This is a genomic window from Bacillus hominis (assembly GCF_018332515.1).
GTDB classification, from domain to species: Bacteria; Bacillota; Bacilli; order Bacillales; family Bacillaceae_G; genus Bacillus_A; species Bacillus_A hominis.
Map to the genome: position 1 here is coordinate 1 of NZ_BOQD01000075.1, position 14,756 is coordinate 14,756.

General features: G+C 36.7%; 13 protein-coding genes. 1 reads left to right on the forward strand and 12 read right to left on the reverse strand.

Annotated features, from left to right (window positions below; translation table 11 throughout):
• Positions 1-106: 106 nt before the first annotated feature.
• From KI356_RS08930 to KI356_RS08975, 10 genes are all read right to left on the reverse strand, one after another.
• Complete coding sequence (locus KI356_RS08930) at positions 107-418, reverse strand: YbjQ family protein (RefSeq protein WP_000637520.1); 312 nt, start codon at positions 416-418, stop codon at positions 107-109.
• Between the two features lie 65 nt (positions 419-483).
• Positions 484-2,199, reverse strand: coding sequence for an ABC transporter ATP-binding protein (locus KI356_RS08935; RefSeq protein ID WP_212935275.1), 1,716 nt, complete (start codon positions 2,197-2,199; stop codon positions 484-486).
• A gap of 128 nt (positions 2,200-2,327) precedes the next feature.
• On the reverse strand, positions 2,328-3,512 hold the full coding sequence (locus KI356_RS08940; protein WP_212935276.1) for a PDZ domain-containing protein: 1,185 nt from the start codon (positions 3,510-3,512) through the stop codon (positions 2,328-2,330).
• Positions 3,513-3,622: 110 nt separating this feature from the next.
• Complete coding sequence (locus tag KI356_RS08945) at positions 3,623-5,059, reverse strand: S41 family peptidase (protein WP_438820841.1); 1,437 nt, start codon at positions 5,057-5,059, stop codon at positions 3,623-3,625.
• A gap of 118 nt (positions 5,060-5,177) precedes the next feature.
• Positions 5,178-6,071, reverse strand: coding sequence for a permease-like cell division protein FtsX (gene ftsX / locus KI356_RS08950; protein ID WP_128281834.1), 894 nt, complete (start codon positions 6,069-6,071; stop codon positions 5,178-5,180).
• Positions 6,061-6,747, reverse strand: a complete 687-nt coding sequence (gene ftsE, locus KI356_RS08955) for a cell division ATP-binding protein FtsE (protein WP_128281833.1) — start codon at positions 6,745-6,747, stop codon at positions 6,061-6,063. Before ftsE ends, ftsX begins: the two co-directional genes overlap by 11 nt.
• A 323-nt stretch (positions 6,748-7,070) precedes the next feature.
• The gene (gene cccB / locus KI356_RS08960) at positions 7,071-7,394 is read right to left on the reverse strand and encodes a cytochrome c551 (RefSeq protein WP_002144867.1); all 324 of its coding nucleotides are present in this window, start codon (positions 7,392-7,394) and stop codon (positions 7,071-7,073) included.
• A 458-nt stretch (positions 7,395-7,852) separates the two neighbouring features.
• A protein-coding gene (gene prfB / locus KI356_RS08965; RefSeq protein WP_106408074.1) for a peptide chain release factor 2 occupies positions 7,853-8,951 on the reverse strand; the annotation gives its coding sequence in 2 pieces (ribosomal slippage) (positions 7,853-8,878 and positions 8,880-8,951; 1,098 coding nt in all).
• 293 nt (positions 8,952-9,244) lie between these two features.
• The gene (gene secA / locus KI356_RS08970) at positions 9,245-11,752 is read right to left on the reverse strand and encodes a preprotein translocase subunit SecA (RefSeq protein ID WP_212935277.1); all 2,508 of its coding nucleotides are present in this window, start codon (positions 11,750-11,752) and stop codon (positions 9,245-9,247) included.
• 262 nt (positions 11,753-12,014) lie between these two features.
• Positions 12,015-12,953 carry a helix-turn-helix transcriptional regulator gene (locus KI356_RS08975; RefSeq protein WP_212935278.1) on the reverse strand — a complete coding sequence of 313 codons (939 nt, stop codon included), beginning with the start codon at positions 12,951-12,953 and terminating at the stop codon, positions 12,015-12,017.
• 82 nt (positions 12,954-13,035) lie between these two features.
• Here KI356_RS08975 and KI356_RS08980 point away from each other — a divergent pair, with 82 nt between their 5' ends.
• Complete coding sequence (locus KI356_RS08980; RefSeq protein WP_128281830.1) at positions 13,036-13,479, forward strand: VOC family protein; 444 nt, start codon at positions 13,036-13,038, stop codon at positions 13,477-13,479.
• 102 nt (positions 13,480-13,581) lie between these two features.
• Here KI356_RS08980 and hpf read toward each other — a convergent pair whose 3' ends face one another.
• Together hpf and cspC are read right to left on the reverse strand one after the other, a co-directional pair.
• Positions 13,582-14,130, reverse strand: a complete 549-nt coding sequence (gene hpf, locus KI356_RS08985; RefSeq protein ID WP_002123998.1) for a ribosome hibernation-promoting factor, HPF/YfiA family — start codon at positions 14,128-14,130, stop codon at positions 13,582-13,584.
• A gap of 320 nt (positions 14,131-14,450) precedes the next feature.
• Positions 14,451-14,648, reverse strand: a complete 198-nt coding sequence (cspC, locus tag KI356_RS08990; RefSeq protein WP_001990088.1) for a cold shock protein CspC — start codon at positions 14,646-14,648, stop codon at positions 14,451-14,453.
• Positions 14,649-14,756: the final 108 nt, after the last annotated feature.

Sequence of the window (14,756 nt, forward strand, 5' to 3'; positions counted from 1 at the left end):
TTGAGCAAAGAAGTTAAGTGGAAGATCAACTGCCCGTAAACGCCCGATTGGTTCAACTAATAATCAGTGGGGGATGAACAAAACCCCCACTGATTAAAGTTTCACTTTATATACGAACAGCAGTCCCGCTCACCGCAACCATTAGCATCCCTTCGCGAACGACTTCGTAGTCGACGTCGATACCAACAATCGCGTTCGCATTTTTTTGTCTTGCGAGAGTTTTCATCTCTTCCATTGCAATGTCACGCGCTTCTTTTAATTTACTTTCGTAAGCGCCTGAGCGACCACCGACAACGTCGCGAACAGAAGCAAACAGGTCACGAACGATATTCGCCCCCATAATTGCTTCTCCATTGACGATATCGATATAATCAATAATTTCTTTCCCTTGAATTGTAGAAGTTGTTGTTACAATCATGCTTTATAGCCCCCCATATAAGATTTTCACTTACTTAGGGTGCACTAATTCAGCAGAAATTATATTTACGAACTGAATTGAGCTTCATATAACCGGCTGTATCCTCCGCCTTGCCCAATTAGTTCCTCATGCGAACCTTGCTCTGCAATACCATCTTTATTTACAACAACGATACGATCTGCATTTTTAATCGTTGCAAGCCTGTGAGCGATAACTAACGTTGTACGACCAACGGATAGCTCAGCAAGTGATTTTTGAATAGCAAGTTCCGTCTCTGTATCTAGCGCAGAAGTTGCTTCATCTAAAATTAAAATTGGCGGGTTTTTCAAGAACATACGTGCAATTGCTAAGCGCTGCTTTTGTCCTCCTGAAAGTTTCACACCACGCTCACCAATAACTGTATCTAAACCGTCTGGTTGCGAGTAAATTAAATCCTCCAACTGGGCACGTTTTACCGCCTGCCAAATTTCAGCTTCTGACGCTTTTAAGTTTCCGTAAGCGATATTTTCACGAATTGTTCCTGAGAATAAGAAAACATCTTGCTGCACAATTCCAATTTGCTTACGAAGTGACGACAACGTCATCTCTTTCGTATCAATGCCATCAATTTGAATCGATCCAGATGATTGTTCATAAAAACGTGGTAATAAACTACATAGTGTTGTTTTCCCTGCCCCTGATGGCCCTACGAAAGCAACTGTTTCACCTGCATGGATTTTCAAACTAATATCATTTAAAATTGGTTCTTTGTTTTCATATCCGAACGTAATGTTATTGTATTGAATATCACCGTGTACATGTTTAACTTCTATTGCATCTTTAGAATCTACAATATCCGGCTCTGTTTCAAGAAGCTCTACATATCTTTTAAAACCAGCGATTCCTTTCGGATAACTTTCAATAACCGCATTAATTTTTTCAATTGGGCGGAAGAAAATATTCGTTAATAAAACGAATCCAATAAATCCACCGTACGTTAATTCACCTTGCAGAACAAACCATGTACCACATATTAATACAAAGAGTGTTACAAGACGCATCAACATATAACTAATCGATGAATTTAACGCCATAATTTTATACGCCATTAATTTCGTTGTACGGAAACGAGCGTTGTTGACAGCAAATTGCTCTTTCTCAAACTTTTCATTTCCGAATGCTTGTACAACTCGAATACCCCCAACATTGTTCTCAATGCATGCATTAAAATCAGCAACATCTGAGAATAAACGTCTAAACGTACCTGTCATTTTTTTATTAAAGTAAAGCGCCAACCATAATAAGAATGGAATGACGAAGAATGTTAATAGCGCTAACTTCCAGTTAATCATCATCATAAATGAAAATGCCCCAACTAAAGTCATAATAGCGATAAACAAATCTTCTGGTCCATGGTGAGCAATTTCCCCAATTTCCATTAAATCGTTTGTAAGGCGTGAAATTAAATGACCTGTTTTATTATTGTCAAAAAATCTAAATGATAGCTTTTGAATGTGATCAAATAATTTCTGCCTCATATCTGTTTCAATGTTAACACCAAGCATATGTCCCCAATATGTAACGACATATTGCAAACCTGCATTTAACACATAAACTACGAACAAACCGAAACAAGCCCATAAAATAAGTGTCCAGTTTTGTCCCGGTAATAACTTATCAATAAATTGATTTACGATAAGCGGGAAACCAAGTTCGAGTAAACCTGCGATAACTGCACAGGAAAAATCGAGTACGAATAAACCTTTGTACGGTTTATAGTAAGAAAAAAATTTACGTAGCATATTTCCCCTCCATTTTCCAAATTAAAAGACTCTCTAAATGATAACCATTATCAAATAATTATTCAAGTTATCCGTCTATGAAACTAAAAAAACCTTCATCTGTGTTTGATGAAGGTTTCCATTTTATTTTATATAGCTTCCGAATCCCACTCATGTTCTTGCTGAACAAACACAACACCTAACTCGTGATGTCCCCCGGCATATAATGCTGTTTGAGCAAGACGAAGCTCACCATTTGTATCTAATACTTCTAATTTACAAAACGCCCCTGTCGTCTTCGTTTGAAGCGCATCATAAAACTCTTCGGTACTTCTTGGAATGACTCCATTTACTTTCGTAATAACTTCTCCAGGCTTTAAATTCATCTCCGCCCCAATTGTATTCGGAATTGTATCTAACACAACAAGTCCATCATTACGTGCGGCAAAGTATGCTGGCCTTTTCTCATCCGCAATTTTCTCTTGCATCGAGATCGTGAAACGTCCAAGCATTGCAACTCCCATCGCGATAATTGCGAGTACGTGCCACCAGTAACTTGCGATACCTAAAACGAGTACGAGCCCTGCTAATCCATAGACACGTCTTCCTGTAAATAATAAAGCTTCTGTCGGCTCATAACTTCTAATCTTTCTCATAAATCCAATTAAAAATGGAACGAGGAATAAAGAGTATGTAGTCGAACCTATTGAAACGACAGGCCACCAAGAAATAAATCCTGTCACCGCGTCTCCTGGTATAAGAATAAATACTGGTACAAGCCATAAACGATTTGATTCATGTAGTCCAATTCTTAGCCCACGCTTACCTTTCTTAATTTTCGGCGTAGAATATCGCACTGCATTTTTAGAGATTAATAACCCCTCTACAACAAGCATAACGCCTAGTAAAATAGCAAGGGATACAATCGTACCCTCTTCACCTTCTCCAAGCTGTAAGAAGGAGACTGGCATCTTAGACGATAACAACACGAATGCAATAGCGATTCCGAAAGTATAAGCTACAGATAAATATCGATACATAGCAGTTAATCCAAATAATAGCGTCCAAAGTAAAATTGCCCATAAACTCGCTTTTGAAACAACAAGCCCGAGTCCAATCGTAATAATAGATACGATTAATCCGTACCCAATACCTGCAAATAGAGTTGTTCGTAGTTCAAACCAAATATCATATACTTTAAAAGAAAAATCTTTTCGTTCTCGTAATATACGTAAGTATCCAACGAAGATACTACTAATTAAAAATACATAGACAGCAGGGTGTAAGAAAAAACGTCCAACTGCTCGTAGTATTTCAAAAAGCCATGCCTCCACGAATTCATTCACCACCATTTATATCATTTTTTCTTTTTATCTTATCATAACTAAAGAAATGTTTGTTTAACACATAAAAAATACAGGCATCAAAGTGCCTGTATTCTTTCTTATTTCGCTATTAATTTCAATGCCGTCTGTAATTGTAAATCATTTTCTCCAGAACGGATTTTTTCAATAATTTTAGTTTGAAGCGCTTCAGCTGTCTTTTTATCGAGTTGTCCTGTTGCTTCCATCTCATTCGCATTTTGGAATGCTTTTAGTGCTGATTCTGTCTCTTTGCTAAAGTATCCATCTTCACGTCCTGGTACATATCCTAAACTCTTAAGCATTTCTTGCGCGTGTTTTACTTGTACATCATTTGAATTGTATGAAAGTGTCTTTTCAATTTGAATTGGTGTCGCATGATAATAATCTGGTTGCTTCACTTCTACAGTTGGCGCGATTCCTTTTTTATGAATCCAATTGCCATCCGGTGTTAACCATTTAAACATCGTTAATTTAATGTTGCTGCCATCTTTAAATGGAACAGCCTGCTGAACAGTACCTTTACCAAACGTTTTTTCACCAATTAAATCGTATCCTTCTCCTTCTTTTAGCGCACCCGCTAAAATCTCTGAAGCAGAAGCACTTCCATTATCAATTAATACTGAAATTGGATATGGCTTTCTTTCTTTCAGTTCAGTGGAGAATTTCTTCTTCTCACCATTTCGCTGTTCTACTTGTAGCATTGGCTTTTTATCTGTCATGATTTCTCCTAGTATGTCTTCTACACTATTTAAATAGCCACCAGGATTACCACGTACATCAATAACTAAACCTGCTATATGTTTCTTCTCTAACTCTTTTAACTGATCCTTAAATTCTTTCGCAGTATTTTCAGCAAAAGAAGTAATTTGCATATAACCGATATCTTTTCCGCTCTCTTGCTTTACGGAACTAAATACAGTGAAGATCGGAATCTTTTCACGCTTAATTTTAAATTCTATCGGATCAGCCACTCCTGCGCGCTTAATTTCAATTGCAACAGTCGTTCCTTTTTTACCACGAATTTTTAATACTGCTTCTTCACGTGATAAATCTTTCACACTATTTCCATCTACAGATAAAATTTGGTCATTCGGTTTAATTCCTATCTTTTCTGCTGGTGAACCTTTAATTGGCGATACGATAATAAGCTTACCGTCCGTCTTGTTCACTTCAGCTCCAATCCCTTCAAGTTCAGGATCCAGTGACTGACTAAACTGTTTTGCCGTTTCTTTATCCATATACGTGGAATAAGGGTCCTTCAGCGTAGATAACATTCCTTGTATCGCACCTTCGACTAACTTGTCGTCTTTCACGTCTTCCACATAACGTGAATCAATTAGTGCATACGCCTCATTAATCTTTGCCAAATTCCCTTGCGCTGTGCCAGCATTACCATTCGATACTGTTTGCGTTACATACGCTGGGTTTATCCCAAACCAGTACATACCACCAAACATCCCGCCAGCACCAATTAAAAATGCAACAACCATTCCAATAATTGCAACTCTACGTTTCAATGCGGAATTCCCCTTTCCAGAACACACAGGTGGTGTAGCAAAAGGCATCACACGATGTGTGATGCCTTTACCTATTTCTACTATATGATAAGCTTGTACGAATTATGTTTGCAACTTTTTATACTTTTAAGAAGCGACGAATTGACATTACACTTCCCCACATACCGATTAATGCACCAATTAACACTAATAAACCAGCTAATTGGAATACGAATGGGTTGTATGGTAGAAGCTCGAAAATTGTTCCGCCAAGTTTTTCATTGAACACACCTTGCAATGAATTGTATATAACTAAAATTAGGCCAATTGGAATAATTGATCCTAATACTCCTAGGAATAACCCCTCTAACAAGAATGGCCAACGAATAAACCAGTTTGTTGCACCAACAAGTTTCATAATTTCAATCTCAGTACTACGAGCATAAATTGTAATTTTAATTGTGTTAGAGATTAAGAACATCGCTGTAAATAGAAGACCAGCAATTAACAGAATCCCGATGTTACGACCAGTTTTTACAGTATCAAATAATTTTTCAACTTGACCTTTACCGTATTGAACATTACTTACAAACTGCATTTTCTCAATCTTTTTCGCAATTGTTGCCGTATCTGTTGGTTCTTTTGCTTTTACAACGAATACATCTTTCAATGGGTTATCTTGTTCAAATAACTCAAACGTTTTTCCGCTATCACCTAAGCTTTTAATTAAGCGTTTTAACTCTTCTTCTTTAGAAGAATATTTAATAGAGTCTACTTTTGCAATCTTACCCATATCATCTTCTAATTTCTTTTGATCAGCTTCTTTTGCTGCTGGATCAATGTGTACACGAATCTCTACATCTTGCTCTACTTTCGTCGCAAAATGGTTCATATTCATAATCGCTGCCAAAAAGACACCTACAAGTAATAATGTAACTGTTACTGCACTTACAGAAGCAAATGTCATCCATCCGTTACGGGATAGATTTTTCACACCTTCTCGCAAATGTCGACTAAGGGTTTTAGCCTTCATATCCGTATCCTCCCTCAATCTCGTCTCGAACAATTCTTCCGCCTTCAATTGCAATTACACGATGACGAATTGTATTTACGATATCTGCGTTATGTGTCGCCATAACAATCGTTGTACCACGCTCATTAATACGTTTAAAAATATTCATAATATCAAGCGCTGTTTCAATATCTAAGTTACCTGTTGGCTCATCAGCAATTACAACCTTTGGTCTATTTACAATCGCTCTTGCAATCGCCACACGTTGTTGCTCTCCACCTGAAAGTTCGCTTGGAAGTGCATCTGCACGATCCTCTAGACCTACAAGACCTAACACTTCTGTAACACGTTCACGAATCGCATCTGGTTCTTCTTCAATTACTTCTAACGCAAACGCAACATTCTCATATACCGTTAATTTAGGTAGCAATTTAAAATCTTGGAAAATTACGCCTAATTGACGACGGAAATATGGAACATCTCTTTCTGCTAATGTTTCAATTACAAGTCCATTTACATTAATTGATCCTGTAGATGGCTTCTCTTCACGATACATCATTTTAATAAATGTAGATTTTCCGGCTCCACTCGGTCCAACTACGTATACGAATTCACCTTGTTTAATGTTAACTGTGAGACCAGCAATGGCTTTCATACCATTTGGGTACTCCTTATAAACATTCGTCATTTTTATCATTATTTATCACCCAATACTTAATGATTTTTTTCGAAATACTTTTCCGTACATTTGAAAATAAAAGAAAAACCTTTATTTTCGCTCGACCATTCTTGTTGAAGGTAGCTTCCATACATGCTTTTTATTAGCAACGCTACTCTATGTAATATATTTCATCAAAATTCTACAAACCCCATTGTAACATCAATCGGTTTCCAATTCGGATACAATTTTGTTACAGTTATGTTACATCCCAGGAAAAGGTAAACGAGCTCATGTAATTACTTAACCCGAAGCACTTTTCGGTCAAGTTATACAATCAGCTCGTTTATTAATTACGTTTCTTATTTATGCTCCGCTAACCATTCAGCTACTTTTTTTGCGTCCTCACCTTGAATAAGCCCAGGTGACATTGAGCCACGACCTTTTTTAATAATTTCTTCGATATCTGCAGCGTCATACTTGCTGCCTACTTTTCTTAAATCAGGTCCAGTTGCTCCTGCTAAATCTTTCGCGTGACAACCAGCACAACTTCTTTGGAAAATTTGTTCTGCACTATCTGTACTTGCAGACTGATTCGAAGACTTACTCTCTTCTTTATTTCCACATGCTCCTAAGGCAAAAACGACTGATGTCCCTAACGCAATAGCCAACAATTTCTTTTTCACTTCCATCGCTCCCCATTGTTGATATTCTTTTCATTCATAACTAGACAATAATCTTCATAACACACTCATTATTCATTATAAGCATTATCTTTATATAGAAAAACTAAGGTATATTTCATATTTTTCACAAATATAGTGAGAAGCCTAATAAAATAAAGCTTTCACAAATTGTTTCAATTCTGTGAACACCTTAAAAAGTTCTATAAAGAGCCTTTTTCTTCAAACCAAAACTGAGAATCCCTATATAAAGCCCTACCCTATTACCGCTCTGTTTTACTATTCTCTACTTTTTACAAAACAATATACGGCATTGTATTCTACATATAATCTCATCAAAAAGAGAAGTTGTCGCCTTCAACTTCTCTTCCCCTTTATTTCATCAATATAAATAAGATAAGCCTCTTTATATCCTCTTGGACCTCAGCATGTGCCAACAGTTCTGTTGGCTTTTTCTCTTATTAAATACGAGAACGTAAATACGCATCAATAAATGGATTAATTTCCCCATCCATAACTGCTTGTACGTTACCAACTTCTGTATTTGTACGATGGTCTTTCACAAGAGAATACGGGTGGAATACGTAAGAACGGATTTGGCTGCCCCATCCAATTTCTTTTTGCTCTCCGCGAATCTCATCTAATTGCGCTTGTTGTTCTTCTAATTTCTTTTGATATAATTTCGCTTTCAGCATTTTCATCGCATGTTCACGGTTTTTAATTTGAGAACGCTCTGACTGACATGTTACAACCGTGTTCGTTGGTATATGCGTTATACGAACTGCTGAATCTGTCGTATTAACGTGCTGTCCGCCTGCACCACTTGCACGATACGTATCTATTTTCAAATCTTCTGTACGCACTTCAATTTCAACTTCATCATTGAATTCAGGTACAACTTCACAAGATACGAACGATGTATGACGACGACCTGAAGAATCGAACGGTGAAATACGTACAAGACGATGTACACCTTTCTCCGCTTTCAAGTAACCGTAAGCGTTATGACCTTTAATTAATAATGTAACACTCTTAATACCAGCTTCATCGCCCGGTAAGTAGTCAACCGTTTCTACTTTAAACCCACGTTTCTCAGCCCAGCGTGTGTACATACGTAATAACATAGAACCCCAGTCTTGTGACTCTGTTCCACCTGCACCTGGGTGTAATTCTAAAATAGCGTTATTTTTATCATAAGGATCGCTTAATAGTAACTGAAGCTCGTACTCATTCATTTCTTGAATTAAAGTTTTCACTTCAGATTCTAATTCCTCATGTAAATCTTCATCATACTCTTCTTTAAGTAGGTCATGCGTCATTTCTAAGTTTTCGAACGTCTCATCTAACTGACGGAACCTTCCAACCATATCTTTCAGCGCATTCGCTTCATTAATTACAGCTTGTGCGCCTTGTTGGTCATCCCAAAATCCAGCGCCCATCATCGTTTCTTCTAATTCTGCAATTTGTTTTTCCTTAGTAGGAAGGTCAAAGAGACCCCCTAAAAGCCGCTAATCTCTTAGCCATTTTTTCTAATTCTTGCCTAATTTCTACTAATTCCATTTCCTTCACCTCTATGTAATTGCTGTTACTTTCATATGAAAACAAGGGAAACTCTCTCCGCTCATTACGGAGAGAGTTTAATCCTTTTTATCCCGCTATTTGCAGGCAGTAAGACTCCCATCTCAAAATTCGGCGAATGCGAAGAAGTTAGGTGAAAGTCGAACTGCCAGTAAAAGCCCGATTGGTGAGGGCTAATAATCAATGGGAATGAAAAAAACCACTGATTAAAGTTTCACTTTATTATACATTTTTGATGTAAAAATTTGCAAAGCAGTCTAAACTACAGTTCCCTATTACTGCCCAATGCCACAACAGTTTTTATATTTCTTGCCACTACCGCATTTACATAAATCGTTGCGTCCCATTTGGTCACCTTTTACAACCGGTTTTTTCTTCGCGTCTTCGCCATCGCTTGATGGATGAACAGCTTCACCTTGAACAACTTCTTGACGCTCTAAGTTTTGCTCAATTTCAGCTTTCATAATGTAACGAGCGATTTCCTCTTCAATAGAAGCGATCATCGACTCAAACATTGCGAATCCTTCCATTTGGTATTCACGAAGTGGATCGATTTGTCCGTAAGCACGTAAATGAATACCTTCACGAAGATTGTCCATTGCATCGATATGATCTGTCCATTTCGTATCTACAACACGGAATACAACAACCTTTTCGAATTCACGCGTCTGCTCTTCAGGTAGAAGTTTCTCTCTTTCGTTATAACGCTCTAATAATTTCGCGATAATTGATTCGCTCATTTCTTCCGGAGCAAGGCGACGTAACTCTTCTTCTTTTACATCTCCTTCTTCAAGAAGGTTTGTATTTAAGTAATCGACAAGACCTTTAATGTTCCAATCTTCTTCGATTTCTTCTTGCGTATGAAGTGCAACAGCACGTTCTATCGTAGATTTCATCATACCTTCAATAATGCTGCGTAAGTTCGCTGAATCCATTACTTCTTGACGCTGTTTATAAATTACTTCACGTTGTTGACGAAGTACATCGTCGTATTGCAATAGCTGTTTACGTGCATCATAGTTATTTCCTTCTACACGTTTTTGCGCAGATTCTACCGCACGAGAAACCATTTTACTTTCGATTGGCTGTGAATCATCCATACCAAGACGATCCATCATCGCTTTCATATTGTCAGAACCGAAGCGGCGCATTAGTTCGTCTTCCATTGATAAGTAGAACTGTGTTACACCAGGGTCTCCTTGACGACCAGAACGACCACGTAACTGATTATCAATACGACGGCTTTCGTGACGCTCTGTACCGATAACTGCTAGACCAACGTTTTTAATATCCTCGCCTAACTTAATATCCGTACCACGACCAGCCATATTCGTCGCAATTGTTACAGAGCCTTTCATACCAGCTTCTGCAATGATATCTGCTTCACGCGCATGGTTTTTTGCGTTTAAGATATTATGACGTACACCTTTACGTGTTAACATTTTCGAAATAAGCTCTGACGTTTCAATTGCAACTGTACCAACAAGAATAGGTTGTCCTTGCTTATGACGATTTACAATATCCTCAACAACTGCATTGAATTTACCTTCCATTGATTTGAAGATTAAATCAGCACGGTCATCACGAATAATATCTTTATTCGTTGGAATTACGATAACATTCATATTGTAAATACTACGGAATTCTTCTTCTTCCGTTTTCGCTGTACCAGTCATACCAGATAACTTTTCGTACATACGGAAGTAGTTCTGGAACGTAATTGTTGCAAGCGTCATACTTTCATTTTGAATTTCTACGCCTTCTTTTGCTTCAATAGCTTGGTGTAAACCTTCGCTATAACGACGACCTTTCATAAGACGACCAGTGAATTGGTCTACGATTACGATTTCGCCTTCTTGTACAACATAATCTGTATCACGGTGCATAACAACGTGTGCACGAAGCCCCTGATTAATATGGTGAAGAAGCGCTACATGTTTTAAATCAAATAAGTTTTCAATATGGAAAGCTTTCTCTGCTTTCGTAATACCATCTTCAGTTAACATTACATTTTTCGTTTTCACATCAAATGAATACTCTTTTTCATTTTCTAATGTACGAACGAATGCATTTGCAAACATGTATAGCTCTGTTGATTTTTGAGCTTGTCCAGAAATAATAAGCGGCGTACGCGCCTCATCGACTAAAATAGAATCGACTTCATCGATGATAGCAAAATTAAGTGGACGCTGAACACACTGCTCTCTATATAACACCATGTTGTCACGTAAGTAATCGAATCCAAGCTCGTTATTTGTGCTATACGTAATATCAGCAGCATAAGCAGCTTGTTTCTCTTCACGCGACATATGGTTTAAGTTAATCCCTACAGTTAAGCCAAGGAACTCATGAAGTTGTCCCATTTCACTTGCATCACGTTGTGCTAAGTATTCATTGACTGTAACAACGTGAACACCTTTTCCTGTTAACGCGTTTAAATATACAGGTAAAGTAGATGTTAACGTTTTACCTTCACCTGTTTTCATCTCAGAGATATTTCCTTCATGTAAGGCGATACCACCCATTAGCTGTACGCCATATGGACGCATTCCAAGAACACGATTTGCCGCTTCACGAACAACCGCAAAAGCTTCAGGAAGTAGATCGTCTACTGTCTCACCTTTTGTTAGACGTTCTTTAAATTCAATCGTCTTTCCTTTTAATTGTTCATCAGTTAGTGGCTTAATAGATGGTTCTAATGCATCAATTTGCTCCACTGTCTTCTGCATACGTTTAATTTGGCGCTGGTTGACATCAAATACCTTTTTTAAAATACCGATCATAGGAAATACGCTCCTCTTTTATTAAAATAAAACTTCCGATTGCTTTCTTTTTCTCTTTACAATCAGTCGTTATAAAAATCAAATTTATGTTATGCCAATTTTTCTCCTAATTAAAAAAACTAAAATGTATAAACCTAATGATAATTGTAACACTTGTCTTATAACTATGACAACAATCGTCCAAATGTCGAGCTTTAGATTCAGAAAAAGTTTTTATTTTATTTGTTCCAACAAACTAATATCTCTTCGTTTCAAATTTACGTTACAAATTTTGTATTAAATCTAAGTAGTATTCCTTCAAGTTCTCTTTTAAAGAAGATGGCTCAATTATTTTTATAGTTTTACCAAAACTAGCTAGATACGCGATGATAAAGTTGATTTCAGCAGGCTCATAAGTTCCTATTAAATATGTATCTTCACATTCTTCCCATAACTTCATCGAAGGATATTGCTGTTGCTTAAATATCTCTATCCCCCTCGCAGTAATTGAGCATTTAAATTGAATAGCTTGTTCAGTTGCCTTCCACAGACTATGTGCGTTATGTATATTTATATTTTCCAAATCCAGACTATCCTGAGCACCTACTATTTCTAACGACCTAATACGATCACAGCGAAACACTCGATAAGCCAATTTATCTAAATCGTAAGCCTGACAATACCAATAACCTTTCATTGCATAAATCGAAATCGGTTGAATACGTCGCATTGTCGTTTGTTTCGGCGTTACATAGTTTATAGTTAAAGCCCTATTTTGAACAGCAGCTAACAAAATCTCTTCTAAATAACCACATTCATGTGCCTGTTCCAAATGAAAAAAGGACACTCTTTTTTGCAAGTTTTCAATTTGCTCACACTGTTTTGGCGAAACACTATCTAAAAATTTCTTATTAATGGAATGAAACGAGATTTGAAAGGGAATACTTACAAAGCTTCTTAGCGCTTGCATTGCAAAATAAAGTGCAAAAACTTCATGATTTGTAAATGAAATTGGTGGTAATGTCATCGTTTTTATTAAACGATACCCTCCATACCGACCATATTCCGCAAAAAGAGGTACACCCATTTCCTCTAATGATGCAATATCACGTAAAGCTGTCCTTTTTGAAATTTGAAATTCATCTATTAAATCTTTCAATGTGAATATTTGTTTTTGATTAATAAAACGTAGCATCTGATTTAAACGTTCAACTTTTTTCATAAATTCCCCCTATAGGTGCCACGTATTGGCACCTTATATTTGTATAGTAATAAGTGTAAACATATATGAAGGAGGCAATACAATGAACTTTGAAGTAATCCCTTTTTTATCATTAAATGGGCAAGGTGCTAAAGCAATTGCATTTTACGAACAGTATTTAGGCGCAAAAGTTTTATTTAAAAAGAATTATAAAGAAATGAAAGAAATAGACCCGAATTTTACGTATAAAGAAAGCCAGGAACATTATATTACCCATTCCGTTTTACAAATTGGCACAAATAAAATTATGATTGCAGAACAGGCAGTGGATTCCACACGCCCTTGGCAATTAAGTAATAGCTCATCATTATGCATTCAATCTAAAGATTTCCAAACCATTGAAGCACTCTATCACAATCTAATTCAACATGATGAGGTTTATATTTTAACACCTTTTGAAAAAAACTCCTTCAGCCCGGGTTATGCCATTGTGCGAGATCCTTTTGGAATAGTAATACAATTGACCGTGACAAAACATAACTTCTAAATTTCATTACGAATAAGCCATTTAAATTTATATCAATATTACAAGATAGGAAGGCAAAAACATATAAAAAAAGCGTAGCCATTCGGCTACGCTTTTGAATGATTATTTTGTTTCGATTAAACCATATTTCCCGTCTTTACGGCCATATACAACATTAGTTTCATTTGTATCCGCATTTGTGAAGACGAAGAAATTATGTCCTAGCATATCCATTTGTAAAATCGCTTCTTCAACGTCCATCGGTTTTAAATCGAATCGTTTTGTACGTACAAGTTCTAATTCATCCTCTTCTACCTCATCCATAACAGCTACTGCTTCTGCTTCTGGAAGGATAAAATTAGTTTTAACAGAACCCTTTTCACGTAATTTACGGTTTACTTTTGTTTTATGTTTACGAATTTGTCGCTCAATTTTATCAACTACTAAATCAATCGCAGCGTACATATCGCTATTTGTTTCTTCTGCACGAAGTAATAAATCTGTAAATGGAATTGTTACCTCGATACGTTGCTTGTCAGAGTATACTTTTAAATTAACCTTAATCTCTGGGAATGTATCAAAATAACGCTCTAATTTACTTAGTTTTTTCTCTACATATTCCTTTAATGCTGGAGTTACTTCAATATTTTCACCACGAATGTTGAACTTCATAGATGAATTCCTCCTTTCAAGCCTATGTACTATAATTTCGACATTGGCTTAAAAACTCCTTCTAATTTTTTTAAAAAATTAGTGGAATTGCGATTTTTTTATCGTTTTTTGTTGAAATGAAAAGATGCATCGTTTCTATCTTTATTTTATCCTATTAACATCGTGAATAACGAATGTAACTGTGGACAATTCGTTACAGAAAAGAAACAACTTTTTGACAACTTCCCCACAACAAAAAAGCCCTTGTTACGAGCAAGAGCTTTCACCATCTATATAATGCCGCTAAAAATACAGCTCTATCTTTTCCAAAAACTTAATTTTTACAGTTTCACAACATTAGCCGCTTGTGGTCCTCGTGCTCCATCAACAATATCAAACTCCACTTGTTGACCTTCTTCTAACGACTTATACCCATCTTGTTGAATAGCAGAAAAATGAACAAACACATCGTCACCATCTTCACGCTCAATAAACCCAAATCCCTTTTCTGCATTGAACCATTTTACTCGTCCTTGCATGTTCATTCCATTCCCTTCACTCTTAAAATCAGGACATTCGCCCCATATTTTGACTATAACGAATGACAAGACTGTAAGTCAAAGAAGATCTGTCGTCTTTTTATTATT